Here is a 20998-nt window from a genome sequence, read left to right on the forward strand (position 1 = left end):
CAATGGTGAAGATAGACAGTCACGTAACGCGTGGGAAGACGGCGACGCTGTTTTGTAGCAACTTTTTGTTGGGGCTGCTTCTCACCGTCACATCCGTACCGGCCGATGCCGTACCTCATCAGGGCGAACACTATCGGGGTACGCGAAAGGGGCCGGTGGCGTCGCCGCCACCGGCCCCTCCCGGTCTGGTGCTACCCGATCAGTTGGTGACCTTGACGATCATGTCGCTGGTCGGGGTGGTGCCCTGCTGCAGGATCTCGATGGTGGTGCCGGTGCCGGCCACCTTCACCGAGTTCCAGGCGTTGCCCGAGGTCCAGTACTTGCCGATCCCCTTGTCGCTGAAGATCGGGTTGGGCTCGAGCTCCGGCACGACGACCGCCACACCGTTGCGGTGGAAGGTCTGCGCCGGCTTGGTGTACAGGCTGAACGTGGCGTCGTAGCCGTTGCGCCGGTTGCTGATGGTGCCCTGGCCGCCGACGTTGATCTTGTCCGGACGGACGTCAACCGGGAGGTTGAGGCCGTAGCCCGGGTGCTGCGACGTGTTGTTGTCGCCGTACGCGTAGTTCACGTACCAGACCAGCATGCCGGGCTGGTTCGAGAACCGCTCCACGAAGTCCGGCCGGGTGTTGCCCCAGCCGAAGTTGTACGGACCGGTCCGCAGCGTGTCGTCGTAACCGAAGTAGGTCCGGTTCTCGGCGATGTAGAAGCGGGGGTAGGTGTCGGTCACCGAGCCGGTGATCCGGGTCCAACCCTTGGCGGTCCACTCCGCGGCGAGGGTCTCCGCGTCGTCGGTCCAGGCGACCGCGCCGTTCTTGGTCAGCGAGATGTTGTCCAGGAACGGACCGGCGAAGTGCACGCCGCCGTCGGTCGCGTAGCGGTAGCGGAACAGCACCGTCTTGCCGGCGTACGCCGACAGGTCGTAGGTCGAGTCGACCCAGGCGCCGTTGCTGGAGCCGTCGATGCCGCTGTCACCGGCGTCGACCAGGTTGTTCTTGACATCGGCCCAGGTGGCGCCACCGTCGGTGGACACCTCGGCATAGAGGTAGTCGTAGTCCTCTTCGATGTCGAACTGCAGCTTGGAGGTGATCGACGCGGTGGTCGCGCCGGTCAGGTCCAGGGTGCGGGTCAGCGAGGTGTTGAGGTCGTCCGCGCTGCCGCCCCACCACTCATACGACCCGCCGAACGGCGTGTTGTAGTTCGTGGTCTGCGTCTGGGCGGGCAGGTTCACCACGACAGCCTGGGCCTTCGGCCCGTCGCTGTCACCGGCCGGGCCGAGCGTCACCTGGGTGCTGCCCTTGCCGTAGTCGACCGTGGTGTGGTTCAGCCAGCCCAGGTAGAGCTTCGACCACGGGTCCATGTAACCCGGGGTCGAGCCGATGTCTTCGGTGCCGTGGTTCAGCCACGAACCGGAGGACATCAGCGTCCAGAAGCCGGTGCCGTTGTCGCCACCCGCGGTGTCGTACAGGTCCGGCAGACCGAGGTCGTGACCGTACTCGTGGGTGAAGACACCGAGACCGCCGTTCTCCGGCTCCGTGGTGTAGTCACGGATCCAGAGGCCGGTGTCACCGATCTGCACACCGCCCGCGAGGTTGCCGGCCGGGCCGGCCTTGCCCTCGAGGTTGGTGAACGCCGCCCAACGGTGCGACCAGATGGCATCCTCGCCCTGGGCGCCGCCGCCGGCCTCCTCGCCCTCACCGGCGTGCACCGCCTGGAAGTGGTCGATGTAGCCGTCGGGCTCGTTGAAGTTGCCGTCGCCGTCGAAGTCGTACCGGTCCCAGACGTCGAACTGCTTGAGGTAGTCCTTGATCTCCTGGGACGACTTGCCGGCCGCGGCCTGGGTCTGGTACCAGGACGTCGCGGTGTCCCGGATGAAGTTCCAGTAGCCCTCGGCCTCGGAGATGTTGTCGTTCGGGTTGTCCGGGTCGTCGTTGTGACCGTAACGGGCCTCGTTGTAAGGCACCGTGATCCAGTCGCTGACGTCACCGTCGACCGTGTAACGACCACCGGACTGCTTCAGGTAGAAGTCCCGGAACGACTCGCCCTCACCGTAGAACATGTCCATGTAGTGGGCCCGGCTGAAGTCGGACCGCCACAGGGTGCTGTTGTTGTCGGTGGAGCTGCCGTCCCAGTTGCGGTCCGGCTCGGGGATCTGGCCCACCACGGGACCGGCGCTGCCGCCGGCGCGGGGGTCGACCTTGTCACCGAAGTTGACCAGCATCGTGAAGATGGGGTCTTCCTTCGGCGCCTGCTGGTACTCGACGAACAGGTCGTCCTTCACCTGGATGACCTTCGAGCCGTTGCGCGTCTGGAGCTTGGCCTTGCCCGTGAGCAGGTCCGAAATCGCCTGCTTCTTGATCTCCCGCTGCTGATCCGCCTTGGGATCCGGGAGGTTGTCCTTGCCGTGCTTGGCCTTGTCGACGCCGGGGGTGGGCTCCGCCGCCGGGGTGGCGGACGCCGGCGCCGTGACGACACCGGCTGCCAGCAGCGCGGCCGCGGCCGAGGCCAGGCCCGCTGTGACTCGTCTCCTCAAAGGTCCTCCTCCTTTGTGGATTTGTTACATGACAGGGACAGCTATAGCCATCGCTGTCATGTCATGCGTCACTCACAATGACAGGTGTTTGCATCGTTGTCACCGGTCAATCACCTGAGGGACCGACCTTCTTTCCCGGGCAAACCAGGGCCAAAAGGCGCAGGGGCTCGAGGCCGAATTACATTACGGTTTGGCCACGATCACTGAGAGCGACGACAATTATGAGGTCCCCAAGGGGGAGCGCCGGCGCCTGAGAAAATGTCACACGGATTCTGGAAGAAATCTGAGGACACGTAAGACGACGGGGCCCGTCCGGAGCAGTGTGCTCCAGACGGGCCCCGCCGTGTGTCCCGACGCGCGGGCGGTCAGGTCACGGGGTCGCCGAGGTCACGTACACCGTGGCGTACGAGTTGTCACCGGCGGCCTTCTTGATGGTGATCGTGACGCCGTACGCGACGGCCGCGTCACCCGGGTTGCCGGTGCCGAGCACGATGGCCCCGCCACCGAGGGTGGCCCCGTAGTACGCCGTGGCCGGCGTCCCGTCCGGGTTGGTCACCCGGGTCGTGTACTTCGCATTGCCCCGCGACGGGATGACGACGGAGGCGTCGTTGTCCCGGGCGTACGCGGAGCCGTTGCGGATCTCGATGCCCGGGTACCAGCCCTTGGCGTCGCTGAACGCCGGGACCGGCGCCTGGGCGCCGAAGTTGGTGCAGTACTCGCTGTACGGCTCGCCCGCCGCCTCCAGGCACTCCTTGAAGGGGTACGTGGGGTTGAGCGAGAAGGCCGCGTTGGACGACTGCGGGCGGCTGGGCAGGTTGTCCAGCACCGACGGGTCCTTCACGGCCGCCTCGCCCTGCCGGCGCAGCGGGTCGTTGTGCGAGTCGACGATCAGCAGACCGCCCTTGGCGCCGTAGCTGGGCAGCGCGGTCATCTGCGCGGTGACGTGGTTGACGTCGCCGAGCACGGTGTCCCGGTACCAGACCAGCATGCCCGGCGCGTTGTACGAGACCCGGTCGACCTTCCACGCCTCGTGCGAGTAGACCGTGTCGTAGGTGTACTTCAGGCCCTTGTCGAAGCCGTCGAAGTTGCGCCACTCGGCCAGGTAGTAGTGCGCCTTGACCTGGGTGCCGCCGTCGGTGTGCCAGCCGGCGCCGGTGGTGTCGGTGAAGGTGCCGCCGGTCTGGGTCCAGCCGTTGGCGCCACCCTCGACGTCGTCGCTCCAGGTGGTCGCGCCGCCACCGGTGACCGAGAAGTCGTCGGCGAACCAGCCGCGCTCCACGAACGCCTCGTCCGTGGCGTACCGCAGCCGCAGCTGCACGGTCTGCCCGGCGTACGCCGACAGGTCGACGTAGTCGTGGCGCCAGCCGCCGGTGCTGCCGGTCAGGCCGTACTTCTTGCCGCCGTAGTCGACCATGCGGCCGTTCGGGTCGGCGTAGCCGTCGTTGGTCGTGACGAGCTTGCCGGTGGCGTCGTAGACCTTCTGCTCGGTCCAGTTGGCGCCGTTGTCGGTGGAGACCTCGAGGAAGCCGTAGTCCCAGTCCTGCTCGATGACGTAGTTGTTCCACATCCAGAACTTCGCGTCGGCGGCGTTCGGGACGGTCACCGTCCGGCTCAGCTTGACGTCCGCCCAGTCCTGGTCGGCGCCGCTGTACCACATGTTGGCCCCGCTGTGCGGCTGGGCCAGGGTGATCACCTTGTTCGGCAGATTGATCTTGATGCCGTCCTTGGTGCCGACCGGAGTGTTGGAGGTCTGCCCGAGCTGCACCGAGCGGGCGTCGTCACCCGGGTTGACCTGCAGCGGGTCGGCCCAGCCGAGCACCCACTTGTCCCAGAGGCCCATGTGGGTCGGGAGCGCCTGGAAGATCTCGCCGGAGTGCGAGCCCGAGGCCATCAGGTCCCAGAAGTCGACGTCCGAGTCGGCGTTGCCGGAGGTGTCGTAGAGGTCCGGCAGGCCGAGGTCGTGGCCGAACTCGTGGGCGAAGACGCCGACGCCGGCGTCCTCCGGCTGCACGATGTAGTTCGACACCTTCAGGTTGGTGCCGGGGATGGTGTAGCCGCCGGTGACCGTCGAGGAGTGCGCCCAGACCGAGTAGACGCCGATGTCGCCGCCGCCGCGGGACTTGCCCTGGTTGGCGTGCACCAGCACCAGGTGGTCGATCACGCCGTCCGGCTCGTTGAAGTTGCCGTCGCCGTCGCGGTCGCTCTGGTCCTCGATGTCGTAGTCGGCCCACGGGAAGTCGGGCCGCATCTTCGCCAGCGCGTCGATGGCGTCGGTGGCGAGCCGGCCGGCGCCCTGCGGGTTGTCCGGGTGGCCGTTCATCGACTGCTCGCGGCCGGCGACCCAGTTGCCGTTCTCGTCCTGGAAGCAGCGGGAGGCGGCGTACCAGCCCTCCGAGTGCGGCACGGTGATCCACGGGCTGGCCTCGCCGGCCACCGTGTACGCGCCCTTGGACATCTCCAGGTACATGTTGTGCATCGTGCGCCCGGAAATGTCGATGCCCGGCTTGCCGTCCGGCCCGGTCAGGTCCTTACGGACCCGCTCGGTGATGCCCTCCTTGGTGTAGAGCATCTTGTCGTAGTGCTCGGGCGAGAAGTTCGGCACCCACATCGAGTTGTTGTCCTCGCGGGACAGCGTCCCCGGGTCCGGGATGGTGTTGTGCTTCGGGCCGTTCTGGACGGTGCCGAGGACACAGCTCCGGTCCTCGAAGACCGTCTTCGGCACGTACACGTTGGTGAAGTCGTCGTTCGCCTGGTCGTTGAACTCCACCAGCAGGGTCAGCAGCTTGGCGGTCTGGGTGCCCTTGGCCTGCTTGATCTGCCGCGGGCTCTGGCCCGTCTTGATCGCCTTGGCCTCCAGCTTGGCCAGCTCCCGCGCGGCCACCGGGTTGCCCCCGGCGAACTTGCGGTCGTAGGCCCGGGCCTCGTCGACCGCGTTGGTGTAGACCCCGTCCTTCCCCTTGACCTCCTTGCCGGCGGTGTCCGGCTGGACCTCCGGCTCGGCGTAGTTGATGTAGTGCTCGTCCGCCCCGATCGACCGGGCCGGGCCGGACTCCTGGGCGGCCGCGCTGCCGGTCACGGTCAGCGACGTGGCGGCGAGGGCGAGGGCGGGCAGCGCGACGAGTAGGCGTCGGCGTGACCCGGATTGCGGAAATGTGTTCATGCCGCTCCGTTCGTGGGGCATGGGAGGAGAGAACCGGCCGGTCGCAGTGACGCCTGCCGACCCGGTCCGGTGCGGCTGAACCTAGAGGAACCAGCGCTGCCACTGAGAGGGGTGACAGCGTGCCTCTGCCCGTTCAGCCTGTCGCGCCTCCACCGAACTTCCGATGCGTACCCCCGGAAACGACGGTGGGTGACGGCCCGTCCGGACCGTCACCCACCTGATTCGGTACGCCTGCCGTCAGTCCTCGTCGGACTTCCCGCCACTCATGCCCGAGGAGATCAGCTCCATCACCGAGGAGTCCTGGAGCGTGGTGACGTCACCGAGCGAGCGGTTCTCCGCGACGTCCCGCAGCAACCGGCGCATGATCTTGCCGGAACGGGTCTTCGGCAGTTCGGGCACCAGCATGATCTGCCGCGGCTTGGCGATCGGGCCGAGCGTCTTCGCCACGTGGTTGCGCAGCTCGGCGATGAGCTGCTCGCCGGCCTCACCGGAGATCTCGGCGCTGCCGCGCGGGATGGCGAAGGCGACGATCGCCTGCCCGGTGGTCGGGTCGGTCGCGCCCACCACCGCCGCCTCGGCCACCGACGGGTGGCTGACCAGCGCCGACTCGACCTCGGTGGTGGAGATGTTGTGGCCCGACACCAGCATCACGTCGTCGACCCGGCCAAGCAGCCAGATGTGCCCGTCGTCGTCCTTCTTCGCCCCGTCGCCGGCGAAGTAGACCCACTCGTCGCCGCTGTTCGCCCCGGCCCCGAAGCGGGACCAGTACGTCTCGATGAACCGGTTGTCGTCGCCCCAGACGGTCCGCAGCATCGACGGCCACGGCTCCTTGAGCACCAGGTAGCCGCCGCCGCCGTTCGGCACCGACTGGCCCTGGTCGTCCACCACGTCGGCGACGATGCCCGGCAGCGCGGTCATCGCCGAGCCCGGCTTGGCGTCGGTGACACCCGGCAGCGGGGAGATCATGATTGCGCCGGTCTCGGTCTGCCACCAGGTGTCGACGACCGGCAACTCACCCCGGCCGACGTGCTGCCGGTACCAGATCCACGCCTCCGGGTTGATCGGCTCGCCGACGCTGCCCAGCAGGCGCAGCGAGGAGAGGTCGTACCCGGCGGGGATGTCCTCGCCCCACTTCATCATGGTGCGGATCAGCGTGGGCGCGGTGTACAGGATGGTGACCTTGTACTTGTCGACCACCTCCCAGAACCGGCCCTTGTGCGGGGTGTCCGGGGTGCCCTCGTACATGACCTGGGTGGCGCCGTTCGAGAGCGGGCCGTACACGATGTACGAGTGCCCGGTGACCCAGCCGATGTCGGCGGTGCACCAGTAGACGTCGGTCTCCGGCTTCAGGTCGAAGACGGCGTGCGTGGTGTACGACGTCTGGGTGAGGTAGCCGCCGGTGGTGTGCAGGATGCCCTTCGGCCGGGCGGTGGTGCCGCTGGTGTAGAGGATGAAGAGCGGGTGCTCGGCGTCGAACGCCTGCGCGCTGTGCTCCGGCGCGGCGGTCTCGACCGTCTCGTGCCACCAGTGGTCCTTCGCCGACCAGGCGACCTCCTCGCCGGTCCGGCGGACCACCAGCACGTGCTCCACCGAGGGGCACTTCGCCACCGCCTCGTCCACGGTCGGCTTGAGCGCCGACGGCTTGCCCCGGCGGTAGCCGCCGTCGGCGGTGATCACGACCTTGGCGCTGGCGTCCTGGATCCGGTTGGTCAGCGCGTCGGCGGAGAAGCCGCCGAAGACCACGCTGTGCGTGGCGCCGATCCGGGCGCAGGCCAGCATCGCCACCGCCGCCTCGGGGATCATCGGCAGGTAGATCGCCACCCGGTCGCCGGCGGTCACACCCAGGTCGGTCAGCGCGTTCGCCGCCTGGCAGGTGAGCTTGTGCAGGTCGGCGTAGGTGAGGGTGCGGGTGTCACCCGGCTCGCCCTCCCAGTGGATCGCCACCTTGTCGCCCCGGCCGGCTTCCACGTGCCGGTCCAGGCAGTTGTACGCCACGTTGAGCTGCCCGCCCACGAACCACTTCGCGAACGGCGCGTTCGACCAGTCGAGCACCTGGTCCCACTTCTTCGCCCAGGTCAGGCGGTCGGCCTGGCGCTCCCAGAAGGCGAGCCGGTCCCCGGCCGCCTCGGCGTACGCCTCGGCCTTGACGTTGGCGTTCGCGGCGAGCTCGGCCGGCGGCGGGAACTGGCGCGTCTCGTTCAGCAGGTTGGCCAATGCCTCGCTCATGCGATGACTCCTTCGTCGCGTGACCTGCGTCTCCTACCCGGGAGAGGTTAGTCGGGCGGTACCGCCGCCGCGAGCGCCCGGGGACGCGCCGCGCGCCCAGCGGCCCCCGACACGCGCCGGGTGGCGGCCGGCCCGGCCGCCCGGGGCCGGGCGCGGAATGCGGCAGACCGGCGCTTTCCGGGGCGGGGAGGGCGCGGATCGCCGCGGCCGGTGTCGATCATCGTGGTCGGGGTCGCCTGCCCGCCGGGTGGCGCCCGGTGGGCGCGGCGGGGTGGATAGCGTGGCGGGGTGACCACCGATCCGCTCGCTCCGCTGCTCGCGCTCGCCGACATCGCGCCCGCCGTCGAGCGGGCCCGCGAGCGGGTCGACCAGGCCCACCGGCACCGCGCGCTGCGCCGCCACGGCGGGCAGGTGGCCGCCGAGGTCAGCCTCCGTTCGGCGGTGGCCAGCGCCGCCCTGGAGGGCCGCCCGCACGAGCGCGAGGAGGTACGCGCCGGCACAGTCACCGACCCGGTGCTCCAGGGGGCGCTACGGGTGGCCGGGGCGCTGCCCGGGCTGAGCGAGCTCTGGCCGAAGGCCCCCCGGCAGGCCCTCGCCCGGCTGCACGTGCTCGCCGCCCGGGACGTCGTCGCCGAGGCGGAGCTGGGTCGGCCGGTGACCGACCCGGTGGTCGCGGCGCGCCTCGACGGGCTGTCCGGGCTGGTCGCCGGGGGAACGAAGGTGCCGCCGCTGGTGCTGGCCGCGGTGGTGCACGGCGAGCTGCTGAACCTGCGCCCGTTCGCCGGCCCGTCCGGGGTGGTGGCCCGGGCCGCCGCCCGGCTGGTGCTGATCTCGACCGGCTTCGACCCGCGCGGCCTGGTCGCCGTGGACGTCGGCCACCGGGAACGGGAGCCCGAGTACGTCGGCGCGGCCGGCGCCTTCGCCACGGGCACTCCCGACGGGCTGCGCTCCTGGCTGCGCCACTACATGTCGGCCGTCGAGGTCGGCGCGGACCAGATCTCCCTGATCGGCGACGAGGTCCTCGCCACCTCCTGACGCCCCCAGCGTCCCCCCGCGGCGGTCAGGCGGTGGGTGCGCCGGTGCGGGTACGGCGGTGCCGGCCGTACCAGGCGATCCCGATGGCCACCCCGACGCCCACCCCGAGGGCTGCGGCGGCGACCGGCACGGCGGGGCGCTCGCGGAGCCGGCGGCCCAGCGGAACCGGGTGCCGGAACTCCAGCACCGGCCACGAGTTCTCCACGGCCAGCTTGCGCAACGCCCGGTCCGGGTTGACCGCGGTCGGGTGGCCCACACACTCCAACAGCGGCCGGTCGCTGTACGAGTCGGAGTAGGCGTATGAGTCCGCGAGGTCGTACCCGCGGGCGGTGGCCAGCTCGCCGACGGCGTCGACCTTGCTCGGCCCGGCCGCGTAGAACTCCACCTCGCCGCTGTAGCGGCCGTCCGCGACCGCCATCCGGGTGGCGATCACGTCGGTCACGCCGAGCAGCTCGCCGATCGGTCGGACCATCTCCTCCCCGGAGGCGGAGACGAGCACCACGTCCCGGCCGGCCGCCTGGTGCTCCTCGATGAGGGCGGCGGCCTCCGCGTACACGTAGGGGTTGATCAGCTCGTGCAGCGTCTCCGCGACGATCTGGCGGACCTGCTCCACCTGCCACCCCTTGCAGAGGGTGGCCAGGTAGTCCCGGGTCCGGGCCATGGTCTGCTCGTCGGTGCCGCCCAGCCGGAACATCAGCTGCGCGTACGCCGACTTGACCACGTCACGCCGGGTGATCAGCCCGTCCCGGTAGAACGGCCGACCGAACGCCAGAGCGCTCGACTTGGCGATGACGGTCTTGTCGAGATCGAAGAAAGCGGCACTTCGGCCCACGGCGCGAAAGTCTAGCGGGACGGGCGGCCTCCGGCGGGGGCCCGGGGGCACCCCGAGCGTGGGAGCCATCGTCACCCTCTGCGCAGAGTGATGGCGGTCACACTCTGCGAACACAATTTAGCAATGGGTGGAGCGAGGACCACTCGACGTATACGGGTCCGCTGCGGCATGCTTGTGCGCGACGAGAGTTCACGCCTCGTCGACCGAGAGGCCCTCGGCGGTTGCACCCCCCGTGACCGCTGAGCGGGTTCGGCTCGACCCCCCCGGAGCCGAACCTCCGACGACCCCCGTCTCCCCCCGACGGGGGTCGTCCCTTTCTGGGAGCGATGCTCCGTAGCAGGTCACACGCCCTCCCCGTCCTCGTCCAGGGCACTTTCCGCCCGATTTCCTCGCCCTGAGGAAGCAGCGAGGCGGCAGAGCTCCGGTCGCCGGGCGACCGGCTCTACCTCTCTACCGCAGCTCGGCAGCGATCTGGTCGACACCGGCGGTCAGGTCGTCGTAGCCATTGGCCGTGAGCTTGCCGCCGTGCAGCAGCTCGTCGAGCTTGTCCCGGAGCTTCTTGAGCTGCTCCTCGGCTTGGTCGGTGTCACCCTCGGCGATCTCCTTGGCGATCGCGTCCACCTTGCTGTGCAGGTCCTTGGCGGCGTCCGGGTTGAGCTGGCCGGTTTCCACCTGCTCCTGGATCGAGAGGCGCATGGCGACGATCGGATCTGCGGGCGGGGTGGGACTCGGGGTACGGGAAGCGGCTCGAGGGCTCGGCGTCGGACTGGCCGAGGTGCGGGTGGCTGACCCGGCGGCGCGCAGCGTCGGGGTGGTGGGTGCGACGGTGACCGGCACGGCCGGCGCCTCCGGTGCCAGGGAGGAGGTGGTGGCGGCGGCGGGTGCCGGCGGCGTAGTGGGCCCCGCCACGGAGGTGTCCGCGTCGCGGTCGTGCAGCGTAGCGCCGGCCAGGGCGAGAAGTGCGAGGCCGACCAGGGTCCCCGCCAGCAGTGCGCGCCGACGTCGGGCCGGCCGGTCGCCCGGGGCCGGCCGTTCCGGGCCGTCCGTGTCCGCCCTGAGCGGGCCAGTGATCGCCGGGCCGGACCGCCGGGGATCGGCTGGATCCTGGTCCACCGGCACCAACGGCAGCGCGGTGCCGGCCCGGGGCAGCAGGGCCGCGAGCCGGTCCTGGACCTCGGCCGCGTCGTTCGGCCGAGCGGCGGGATCCTTTGCCAGCAGTTCGGCGACCAGGCCGCCCAGCTCGGCGGGTACGTCGGGCCGGTGATCGCGCAGCGGCGGAGGCGGCTCGTTGACGTGTTGATGCAGCACGCTCAGCGGATCGCCGACGAACGGAGGACGGCCGGCGAGCATGGCATAGAGGGTGCAGCCCAGGCTGTACAGGTCGGTGCGGTGGTCGACCGGCCGGCCGAGCGCCTGCTCAGGAGACATGTACGAGCTGGTGCCGAGCTTGGTCGCCGGCCCGGTCAGTGAGTTCTGCTCCGCGTGCGGTAACCGGGCGATGCCGAAGTCGCAGATCTTCGCCGTTCCAGCGGGCGTGACGATGAGGTTGCCCGGCTTCACGTCCCGGTGCACCACCCCGACCGCGTGCGCGGCGGCGATCCCCTCGCAGGCCTGCACGGCGATCGACAACGCCTGTATCACGGGGAGCGGGCCGTCGGCGATCAGGGCGGACACCGTCCGCCCCTCCACCAGCTCCATGACCAGGTAGGAGTCGTTCTCCTCGGTGCCGAAATCGTAGACGCGCACGATGTGCGGGTGGGTCAGTCGGGCCGCCGTACGGGCCTCGCGGTCGAAGCGTTCAGCGGCCATCGGCTCCTGCAGCCCGGCAGAGGTGAGAATCTTGATCGCCACCGGGCGGTCGAGCCGCAGGTCCCGACCGCGCCACACCTCACCCATGCCGCCGCTGCCCAGCAGCTCATCGAACCGGTAGCGGCCATTCAACAGACGTTTCAGCACCACCTCACTGTTTCCAACCGTGCGCTCCGATACACGGGGCGGCCGGCAGTGACATCCTCGGCCGGGCCATCAGGAGCTGCTCGTAATCGACCACCTCCTCACGGTAGTCAATGTTTCGCAGTCATCAGGGCCGACAGGCCGGCGTCGCGGACAACCTGGCGGACCGCCACCGGCTGCGTGCAGATGGGGCAAACTTTTTGGGCCGTTGCCGGGCCGTCTGAGCCGCGGCGTCTGGTGGCCGACCGGAAACGCGGCAGCTCCCGCCCCCACATCCACCGCCCTGGCTGCGGCACCGCGTCCTGCCGGTGCCACCGGGATGGTCGAGCCAGTGGGCGAGGACCGGCTCCGCCCGGTCGTGGATGAAGGCCTCCGGTCGACCGGTCTCCGTAGCAGATCCACTCGCCGGTCGCGGACCATCCACAGTCGCCCGCGCTGTCCACAGGGCGGGGCCACCGGACGGCGTGCCGCACCGGGCGCGACGAGGCTTCCCCCAGCACCCCGAGTCCGACCGCTGGAGGCCGCCATGCCGCCCCGTACCCCGCTCCCGCCGCGCCGCCGGCTGCCCCTGCTCGTCACCGCCGACGGTGACCTCCTCGACGAGTTGCTCCGGCTCGCCGCCGCAGGCGGCACGGAGGTCGAGCTGGCCGCCGACCCGGCTGCCGCCCGGGCCCGCTGGACGCCGGCTCCGCTGGTGCTCGTCGGCGCCGACCAGGCGCGGGCCTGCCTGCGGGCCCGGCTGCCGCGCCGGTCCCGCACGGTGCTCGTCGGCCGCTCCGGGCACCTCGACCCGGGCACGGAGATCGCCGAGCTGATCGGCGCCGAGCACGTGGCGACCCTCCCGGCAGCCGAGCCGTGGCTGGTCGACCGGTTCGCCGAGTGCACGGCCGACCCGTCCGGCGGCGGACCCGCCCGCGTCGTGGCGGTGCTCGGCGGGCGGGGTGGCGCGGGTGCCAGCGTGCTGGCCGGCGGCCTCGCGGTCACCGCGGCCCGGTCCCACCGGCGCACCCTGCTGGTGGACGCCGACCCGCTCGGCGGCGGGCTCGACCTCGTGCTCGGCTGGGAACAGCTGGAAGGGCTGCGCTGGCCGGGGCTGACCGGCACCGGCGGGCGGGTCGATCCGCCCTCGCTCGTCCGTGCGCTGCCCAGCCGGGGCGACCTCGTGGTGCTCTCCTGGGACCGGGGCGACCTGCTGCCGCTGCCGGCCGAGGCGATGGCGGCCACCATCGACGCCGGCCGTCGTGGCCGGGACATCGTGGTCCTCGACCTGCCCCGACACCTGGACGACGCGGCCGTCGTCGCGTTGCAGTCGGCGGACCGGGCCCTGGTGGTCGTACCGGCGGAGCTGCGGGCCACCGCCGCCGCGGCCCGGGTGGTGGCCGAGGCCGCGCCGCACTGCGCCGACCTGGCCGTTGTGGTGCGCGGCCCCGCGCCGGGTCGACTCAAGGCCACCGAGGTGGCCCGGGCGCTCGGCCTGCCGCTCGCCGGCACGCTCCGGCCCGAGCCCGGGCTCTGCCGAGGGCTGGAACGCGGGGAGGCACCCGCCGCCGCCGGCAAGGGTCCCCTCGCGGCGCTCTGCCAGCGGATCCTCGACGAGCTGACCGGCGAGCCGACCACGACGGGTGCGGCATGACCGGGCCCGCCGAGTCGGGGGAGCTGGCGGTCCGCGTCCGGCACCGGTTCGCCGCCGGGGCCACGCCGGTGACGCCCGCCGCCATCGTCTCCGCCGTACGCGCCGAGTCCGACGCCGCCGTGCTGGGTGACACCGCCCTGCTGCGGATCGCCGACCGGGTGCACGACGACCTGATCGGCGCCGGGCCGCTCGCACCGCTGCTGGCCGACCCGGAGGTCACCGACGTCCTGGTCAACGGGGTCCGGGTGTGGGTCGACCGGGGCCGGGGGCTGCGCCAGGTGCCGGTGCCGCTCGGCACCGTCGACGACGTGCGCCGGTTGGCGCAGCGGCTGATCGCGTCCGCCGGGCGCCGGCTCGACGACGGCTCCCCGTACGCGGACGCCCGGCTGCCCGACGGCACCCGGCTGCACGCCGTGCTGCCTCCCGTGGCGACCGACGGGCCCTACCTCTCACTGCGCACCTTCCGGCAGCGCCCGTTCACCCTCGACGAGCTGGTCCACCAGGGCACCGTGCCCCGGCCGGTGGCCCCGGTGCTCGCCGCCGTGGTCGAGGCCCGGCTCGCGTACCTGGTCAGCGGGGGTACGGGCTCGGGCAAGACCACCCTGCTCAACACGCTGCTCGGGCTGGTGCCCGGCACGGAGCGGATCGTGCTCGTCGAGGACGCCGCCGAGCTGCGTCCGGTCCACCCGCACGTGATCGGGCTTCAGGCGCGTACCTCGAACGTGGAGGGCGTCGGCGCGGTCAGGTTGAGCGACCTGGTCCGCCAGGCGCTGCGGATGCGCCCCGACCGGCTGGTGGTGGGCGAGTGCCGGGGCGCGGAAGTGGTCGACCTGCTCGCCGCGCTGAACACCGGCCACGACGGCGGCGGGGCCGGCACCCTGCACGCCAACGCCCCCGGCGACGTACCGGCCCGGCTGGAGGCGCTCGGTCTGCTCGGCGGGCTGCCCCGGGCGGCCCTGCACGCGCAGGTCACCGCGGCGCTCCAGGTGCTCCTCCAGCTGCGCCGCACCGCCGAGGGACGGGTGCTGGAGTCGATCGGCCTGCTCCTCCCCGAAGGCCCCGACCGGCTGGCCACCGTGGTTCCCGCCTGGGTACGCGGACGCGGGCTGGGCCTCGCCGCCCGGCGGCTCGGTGCGCTGCTGGACGAGCGTGGCGTGGCCGTCCCGCCGATCCTCCGCGCGACCTGGCCCGGCTCGGCGGGTCCGGCGTGACCGGGCCGGCCTGGTTGGTGAGCGTGCTCCTGCTCGGTGCCGTGGCGGTGGTGGCCTGGCCGGTATGCCCGGTGCGGTCCCGTCGGCGTGCCCTCCTCGGCACGGGATCCCGCACCGGTGCGGCCCGCGAGCAGGCCGGTACGCGGGCCGGCGTACCGGTCGCGCGTCGGGCGGCTGTCCCGCGGGGGCGTCCCGGTGAACGGTCCACCCTGGACCGGCCAGGGCCGACGCGACCGCCCAACCGGCGGGACTCCGCCCGCCCGTGCACCGACCCGCCGTCCGGCCGTTCCGGTGCCGCCCCGCGTGGCGGTCCGGTCGACCGGCGAGCCCTGGGGCGGGTGGCCGAGCTCCTGCCCCGGCACGGCCTGCCGGCGGCGGTCCTGCTGGGCGGTGGAGCCGGGGCCGCACTGGGCGGGCCGGTGGCGGCGGTGGTGCTGGCCGCCTACGGCGCGTTCGGGGCCCGGGCGGTCCGCCGCCGGCACGCCCGCCGGTCAGCCGACCAGGGCCGCCGCCGGGAACTCGACCGCCTCTGCACCCTCGCCGCGGACCTGCGGGCCGGGCTGCCGGTCACGCTCGCGCTCGTCGACGGGCCGGACCGGGTGGCCCGGCTGGCCCGGGCCGCCGTGCGGCTGGCCGACCGGACCGGCGCACCCCTGGCCGAACTGCTCGAACGCGTGGAGGCGGACGCCCGGGCGACCGACCGGGGCCTGGCCGCAGCCGGCGCCCAGGCGGCTGGTGCCCGGGCCACCGCGTGGCTGCTCGCCGCGCTACCGCTCGGCGGCATCGGGTTGGGCTACGGCATCGGCGTCGACCCGGTCACCGTGCTGCTGCGAACGCCCGTGGGCGGTGGCAGTGCGCTCGCGGCCGTCGCCCTGCAGATCAGCGGGCTGCTCTGGGCGGAGCGGCTCGGCGCGACGCCGGGGCGGGTCGCCTGATGTCCCGGCAACTGGTGGCGGCGCTCTGCCTGGTGCTGGCGGCCCCGCTGGTGGTCGTGGCCGGCGGCTCGGCGGACCGGCGGCTACGCCTGCTCACCCGACCGCCGGCGGCGGGAGGCGCGGAAGGCGCCCGGCCGGCCTGGTGGCCGGACCGGATCCGGCTCGGCTCGTGCCTGGCCGGCGTGGCCGCCCTCGTGCTGGTCGGCGGCGCGGCCGGCCTGCTCGCCGGGGTGCTGACCGGCGGGGTCGCGGACCGCCTGCTGCGGCGATTCGAACCACGCGTCGCCCGCGAGCGGCGGCTACGGGAGGTCGGCGACCTGCCCCTCGCCGCCGATCTGCTGGCGGCCGCGCTCCGGGCGGGCGCCCCGGTGGACCGGTCGGTAATCGCGGTCGCCGAGGCGCTCGGTGGACCGCTCGCCGAGCGACTCAGTCGGGTGGGCCGGACGCTCGAGCTCGGTGGCACCGCCACCGAGGCCTGGACGCACCTGCACCCGGTGTCCGGTGCGGAGCGCCTGGCGGCGGCCGCGATCCGCTCCGCCGACAGCGGTGCCGCGCTGGCCGGCGCGCTCACCCGCCTCGCCGACGACCTGCGCTCCGACCGGGCCACCGCCGCCGAGGCGGCGGCCAGGCGGGCGGGCGTCCTCATCGTGCTGCCGCTCGGGCTCTGTTTCCTGCCCGCCTTCATTCTCGCCGGTCTGGTGCCGGTGATCGTCGCCGTCCTCGGCGACGTGCTGTGATCCCTCGAGACAGGAGTACGACATGCGCAAACTCCTCGCCCGCCTGCGCGGCGACGCCGGGATGAACACGGCTGAGTACGCCGTCGGCACCCTCGCCGCGGTGGCCTTCGCCGGCATCCTGCTGAAGGTGCTCACCTCCGGCAACGTCCAGTCCGCCCTCACCGCCGTCATCGACCGGGCGCTGAAGTGACCGGCCGCCGGCGGGCCGGCCGCCGCCGGGCGGGTCCTCCGCTGCGGCGTGCCTCCGTCATCCCGCGCCGGAGGCCGTGCGGTGACGGGGAACGTGGTTCCTTCACCGCCGAGCTGGCGGCCGGCCTGCCGGCGCTTGTCCTGCTGCTCGCCGCCGGCCTCACCGCGGTCGGGGCGGTGACCACCCGGGCCGGTTGCCTCGACGCGGCCCGGGAGGCGGCGCTCGCCGCCTCCCGGGGAGAGCCGGGCTCGGCCGCAGGCAGCCGGCACGCCCCGGACGGCGCCGACATCTCGGTCACCGTCTCCGGCGACCGGGTCACCGCGACGGTCCGGGCACCGGTCCGCACGCTCGGCGCACGGCTGCCCCGGATCACCGTGTCCGCCACCGCCGTGTCCGCCGTCGAACCGGGCACGCCGGGACCGCGCCCGTGAGCCGGGCAGCCACCACCCGCGGCCGAACCGCGAACGTCGCAGCCGCTCCCGGCCGAGCTGCGGGCGCCGCGACCGTTCCCCGCCGAAGTGGGGGCGCCGCGATCGCTCCCGGCCCAACTGCGGATGCCGCAACCGCCCACGGCCCCGGGGGGCGCGTGGTGGACCGGGGCGGAGCGACCGTCTGTCTGCTCGCCGTCGGCCTGGTCTACGTGGTGGTGGGGCTCTTCGGCGCGGCGCTCGGCGCGGCGCGGGTGGCGCGGCAGCAGGCTCGCGCGGCGGCCGACTTCGGCGCGCTCGCGGGAGCCGGTCGGGCGCTCGACGGGGACGCGGTCGCATGCCGGCGGGCCGGCGAGTTCGCCGGGGCCAACGGCGGCCGGTTGGTGGCCTGCCGACTCGACGGGCTCGACGTCCTGTTCACGGCGGAGGTGACGATCTCGCCCCTGCCCTGGCTGACCCGCACCGCCGCGGCGACCTCCCGGGCCGGCCCGGTCCGCGGCTGACCTGTCGACCTGCGGCACAACGCGGGAAATGCGGAACCGGGGCGGGGCGGTGCGCGCGGACCATCCGGCCCCGACTCTGCCCGTGCCACGCGGCGCGGCCCGGTCCTTCCTCCGTCGACCGGGCCGCCGCGCGGGTCAGCGACCCTGGAGGGCGTCCAGGCCGACGGCCATGGCGATCACCAGTCGCCGGTCGATCTGCGGGTTCTGGATCTCGACGACGTACCGGTCGCGCAGGCCCCACTTCTTGACGACCGAGAACACCGGCTGGCCGCCGGCGACGAAGTCGAAGTGGTACGGCAGCCAGGAGAGCGAGTCGACGAACCGGCGCAGCAGCGCCACCGGCAGGCTGCGCTCCTGCCCGGTGATCTGGGGCAGGCCGGCCTGCTCGACGTGCCAGGTCGATCGCAGCAGCGACTGGGCGAAGTCCTTGCGGAACAGGCCGATCGGGTTCCCGGCGTGGTCGGTCACGTCGTACGTGGCGCCGAGGTCGAGCCGCTGGCGGGCCTTGAAACCGAGCAGCGGGTACTGCTTGGAGTCGTCGGTGTAGATGGTCACCTGCTCCTTGAACGCGAGGCGCTTCTGCTGCGCGAACGCGAGCAGCGGGCCCTCGGTGCCGTCGGGCGCCACCGCGCGGACCTCGTACTGGTTGACCATCATCCGGATCCGCTGCCGGACGAAGAACTGGTGCTGGGTCTGCAGGCTGTCGAGCTGCATGGGATCTCCTTCAAGGGGTGAACGCCGGAGTCTCGCACAGCTCGACCCTCGGCGTCCGCCCCCGCAGGCCGGTGTCCCATCGATCGACACCGACGCCGGCGCTGACACCGGCGGGCCCGGTCAGCGTCCGCCGTCGACGGTCGCCTTCATCGCCCAGGCGTTGAGCACCTGGTGGATGCCACGCAGGCGTTCGTTATCTGCTCCAGGCGCTCGGCCTGGGCAAGGTTGGCCAGTGCGCTGCCCAGCGCGATCAACTGATCGGGGGTGAGGTTCTCGGGAAAGGATCTCAAGGTCGTCTCTCCGGGGAGAGGCGGGGGGTTCGGGAGACGCGGCCCCGTCGGATTCAGTCGGTGACGATGCCGTCGGGGGTGGTTAGTCCCGACACCCGCCCGTCCTGTCGGGGCAGCGGTGCCCGCGCCGACCCGTCCGCCACCAGATCGGCGGAGCGACGGGGCGTGGCGCCGGGGACCGCCGCGGTGCCACCCGAGCCCGAGGGAGGGGTGGCGGTGTCGGGCAGGTTGGCGAGCACCACGTCCAGGACCTTGACCGCGTCCGGCTTGGAGAGCGGGTTGTTGCCGTTGCCGCACTTCGGGGACTGGACGCAGGACGGGCAGCCGGTCTCGCAGCCGCACTCGGCAATCGCGTCGCGGGTGGCGCGCAGCCAGGCCGCCGCCGTCCGGTACGCCCGCTCGGCGAAGCCCGCCCCGCCGGGATGGCCGTCGTAGACGAAGACGGTGGGCGCCTCGGTGTCCGGGTGCAGCGCGGTGGAGAGCCCGCCGATGTCCCAGCGGTCGCAGGTGGCCATCAGCGGCAGCAGGCCGATCCCGGCGTGCTCGGCGGCGTGCAGCGCCCCCGGGATGTCCGCCGCCTCGATCCCGGCCGCCGCCAGCGACCCGGGGGAGACGGTGAACCAGACCGCGACGGTCCGCAGCTCCCGCGCCGGCAGGTCCAGCGGCCGGGTGTCGATCACCTCGCCGGTGGCGATCCGCCGCCGCTGGTACGACACCACCTGGCTGGTCACGTCCACCTCGCCGAGGAAGAGCCCGACCGGGCCGGCGTCCATGTACGAGCGGACCGACACCACGGACAGCGAGGTGACGTCCCGGGCGTGGGTGGACCAGTCCGGTTCCTCGGCGTGCACCAGCGCGCACCCGTCCGCCAGGTCCAGCGAGTCGACCACGTACGAGACGCCCTGGTGCAGGTAGACCGCGCCGGGGTGGAGCAGGAAGTGCGACGAGCCGCCGTCGACGGTGCCGAGCAGCCGGCCGGTGGACGCCTCCACCACGCAGACCGGTGCCCCGTCCTCACCGCGCAGGTCGACCTCGGGGCGTTCCCGGTGCCGCCAGTACCAGCCGGTGGGCCGCTGCCGCAGCGCCCCGGCCGCCACCAGCGAGTCGACCGCCTCCTTCGCGCCCTCGCCGAAGAGTTCGAGGTCGGCCGGGGTGAGCGGGGCCTCGTGCGCGGCGCAGGCGAGCTGCGGGGCGAGCACGTACGGGTTGGCCGGGTCGAGCACGGTCGCCTCGACCGGCCGCCCGAACAGCGCCTCCGGATGGTGCACCAGGTAGGTGTCCAGCGGATCGTCCCGGGCGACCAGCACCGCGAGGGCCTCGTCACCGGAGCGGCCGGCCCGGCCGGCCTGCTGCCAGAGCGACGCCCGGGTGCCGGGCCAGCCGCAGATCAGCACCGCGTCCAGCCCGACCAGGTCGACGCCCAGCTCCAGAGCATTGGTGGAGGCGAGCCCGAGCAGGTCGCCGTGCAGCAGGGCGCGTTCCAGCTCGCGCCGCTCCTCGCGCAGGTAGCCGGCCCGGTAGGCGGCCACCCGGTCACCCAACCCGGGCACCGCCTCGTCCAGCGCCCGCCGGGCGTTCGCGGCGACCACCTCGGCCCCGCGCCGGGACCGGACGAAGGCCAGCGTGCGGACCCCCTCGACGACGCTGTCGGTGAGCAGGTCGGCGGTCTCCCGCAGTGCCGACCGCCGGACCTGGAGAAGATCGGCATCGGGGGAAGGGGCATCGGAGGGAGGGGGCAGCAGTGGCGGCTCCCAGAGCGCGAAGGTCACTCCGCCGCGCGGCGAGGTGTCCTCGGTGACGGCGGTGACCGGCAGGCCGGTGAGCCGCCCGGCCGCCGTCGCCGGGTCGCCCGACGTCGCCGAGGCCAGCACCAAGACCGGGGTACGTCCGTATTTCGCGCACTGCCGGCGCAGCCGGCGCAGCACGTGAGCCACGTGCGAGCCGAACACCCCCCGGTAGGTGTGGCACTCGTCGATCACCACGTACGCGAGCCGGCGCAGGAAGCCGGACCAGTGCGCGTGCCCGGGCAGGATGCCGTGGTGCAGCATGTCCGGGTTGGTCAGCACGAACCGGGAGTGCCGGCGGATCCACTCGCGCTCGGTGCGGGGGGTGTCCCCGTCGTAGGTGGCGGGGCGTACCCCGTCGAGTTCCAGTCCGGCGACGGCGCGCAGCTGGTCGGCGGCCAGCGCCTTGGTCGGGGCCAGGTAGAGCACGGTCGCGCGCGGGTCGGCGAGCAGCGTGGCCAGCGCCGGCAGCTGGTACGCGAGGGACTTGCCGGAGGCCGTCCCGGTGGCGACCACCACGTGCTCACCGGCGTACGCCAGCTCGGCGGCCTCGGCCTGGTGCCGCCACGGGGCGACCACGCCGCGCCGCGCGAACGCCGCCCGCAGCTCCTCCGGGGCCCAGTCGGGCCACGGCGCGGGCTCCCCGGCGCGGGCCGGCACCCGCTCGACGTGGGTGACCGGGTCGGCGGCGTGCCGGGCCCGGAGCCGGCGCAGCAGCTCGGCCGGCGGGCGGGCGGGCGCTTTGCGCGCCGGTACGGTGGCGGCGGACGACGGCTTCCGGTCGTGCGACAGTTGCGCCGAGCTGGAGTCGTCGAACGTCACGTCCTGCACTCTCGC

The 20998-nt window shown here is 72.8% G+C and carries 15 protein-coding genes; 8 read left to right on the plus strand and 7 right to left on the minus strand.

Features of this window, described 5'->3' with window-relative positions; genetic code table 11:
- Positions 1–199 precede the first annotated feature (199 nt).
- The 3 genes from ACZ6S5_RS10750 to acs all read right to left on the minus strand — a co-directional run bounded on the left by ACZ6S5_RS10750 (position 200) and on the right by acs (position 7916).
- Positions 200–2530, minus strand: a complete 2331-nt coding sequence (locus ACZ6S5_RS10750; RefSeq protein ID WP_465999767.1) for an immune inhibitor A domain-containing protein — start codon at positions 2528–2530, stop codon at positions 200–202.
- A gap of 370 nt (positions 2531–2900) precedes the next feature.
- Positions 2901–5690, minus strand: a complete 2790-nt coding sequence (locus ACZ6S5_RS10755) for an immune inhibitor A domain-containing protein (protein WP_465999768.1) — start codon at positions 5688–5690, stop codon at positions 2901–2903.
- Positions 5691–5927: 237 nt separating this feature from the next.
- A complete protein-coding gene (acs, locus tag ACZ6S5_RS10760) occupies positions 5928–7916 on the minus strand; it encodes an acetate--CoA ligase (RefSeq protein ID WP_465999769.1) in 1989 nt (662 codons plus the stop codon).
- A gap of 288 nt (positions 7917–8204) precedes the next feature.
- Here acs and ACZ6S5_RS10765 point away from each other — a divergent pair, with 288 nt between their 5' ends.
- A complete protein-coding gene (locus ACZ6S5_RS10765) occupies positions 8205–8951 on the plus strand; it encodes a Fic family protein (protein ID WP_465999770.1) in 747 nt (248 codons plus the stop codon).
- A 25-nt stretch (positions 8952–8976) separates the two neighbouring features.
- On the opposite strand, the gene ACZ6S5_RS10770 is transcribed toward ACZ6S5_RS10765, so the two are convergent.
- Both ACZ6S5_RS10770 and ACZ6S5_RS10775 read right to left on the minus strand, forming a co-directional pair.
- Positions 8977–9783, minus strand: a complete 807-nt coding sequence (locus ACZ6S5_RS10770; protein WP_465999771.1) for an HAD family hydrolase — start codon at positions 9781–9783, stop codon at positions 8977–8979.
- A gap of 450 nt (positions 9784–10233) precedes the next feature.
- Positions 10234–11739 carry a serine/threonine-protein kinase gene (locus ACZ6S5_RS10775; RefSeq protein WP_465999772.1) on the minus strand — a complete coding sequence of 502 codons (1506 nt, stop codon included), beginning with the start codon at positions 11737–11739 and terminating at the stop codon, positions 10234–10236.
- Positions 11740–12262: 523 nt separating this feature from the next.
- Here ACZ6S5_RS10775 and ssd point away from each other — a divergent pair.
- From ssd to ACZ6S5_RS10810, 7 genes are all read left to right on the plus strand, one after another.
- Positions 12263–13369: a septum site-determining protein Ssd gene (ssd, locus tag ACZ6S5_RS10780; protein WP_465999773.1), complete on the plus strand. Its 1107-nt coding sequence runs from the start codon at positions 12263–12265 to the stop codon at positions 13367–13369.
- A complete protein-coding gene (locus tag ACZ6S5_RS10785) occupies positions 13366–14580 on the plus strand; it encodes a TadA family conjugal transfer-associated ATPase (protein ID WP_465999774.1) in 1215 nt (404 codons plus the stop codon). Before ssd ends, ACZ6S5_RS10785 begins: the two co-directional genes overlap by 4 nt.
- A gap of 338 nt (positions 14581–14918) precedes the next feature.
- A complete protein-coding gene (locus ACZ6S5_RS10790; RefSeq protein ID WP_465999775.1) occupies positions 14919–15515 on the plus strand; it encodes a hypothetical protein in 597 nt (198 codons plus the stop codon).
- Entirely contained in the window at positions 15515–16252 is a 738-nt protein-coding gene (locus ACZ6S5_RS10795; protein ID WP_465999776.1) for a type II secretion system F family protein, read from the plus strand. The genes ACZ6S5_RS10790 and ACZ6S5_RS10795 overlap by 1 nt, the downstream gene beginning before the upstream one ends.
- Positions 16253–16274: 22 nt before the next feature.
- A complete protein-coding gene (locus tag ACZ6S5_RS10800; RefSeq protein WP_076470820.1) occupies positions 16275–16442 on the plus strand; it encodes a DUF4244 domain-containing protein in 168 nt (55 codons plus the stop codon).
- 41 nt (positions 16443–16483) lie between these two features.
- Positions 16484–16873, plus strand: a complete 390-nt coding sequence (locus tag ACZ6S5_RS10805) for a TadE family type IV pilus minor pilin (RefSeq protein ID WP_465999836.1) — start codon at positions 16484–16486, stop codon at positions 16871–16873.
- A gap of 101 nt (positions 16874–16974) precedes the next feature.
- Complete coding sequence (locus tag ACZ6S5_RS10810; RefSeq protein WP_465999837.1) at positions 16975–17373, plus strand: Rv3654c family TadE-like protein; 399 nt, start codon at positions 16975–16977, stop codon at positions 17371–17373.
- Positions 17374–17508: 135 nt separating this feature from the next.
- Here the strand turns inward: ACZ6S5_RS10810 and ACZ6S5_RS10815 are convergent, their stop codons facing one another.
- Together ACZ6S5_RS10815 and ACZ6S5_RS10820 are read right to left on the minus strand one after the other, a co-directional pair.
- Positions 17509–18087, minus strand: coding sequence for an LURP-one-related family protein (locus ACZ6S5_RS10815; protein WP_465999777.1), 579 nt, complete (start codon positions 18085–18087; stop codon positions 17509–17511).
- 343 nt (positions 18088–18430) lie between these two features.
- Positions 18431–20983, minus strand: a complete 2553-nt coding sequence (locus ACZ6S5_RS10820) for a DEAD/DEAH box helicase (RefSeq protein ID WP_465999778.1) — start codon at positions 20981–20983, stop codon at positions 18431–18433.
- Positions 20984–20998: the final 15 nt, after the last annotated feature.

It is taken from the genome of Micromonospora sp. NPDC051924 (assembly GCF_055586005.1).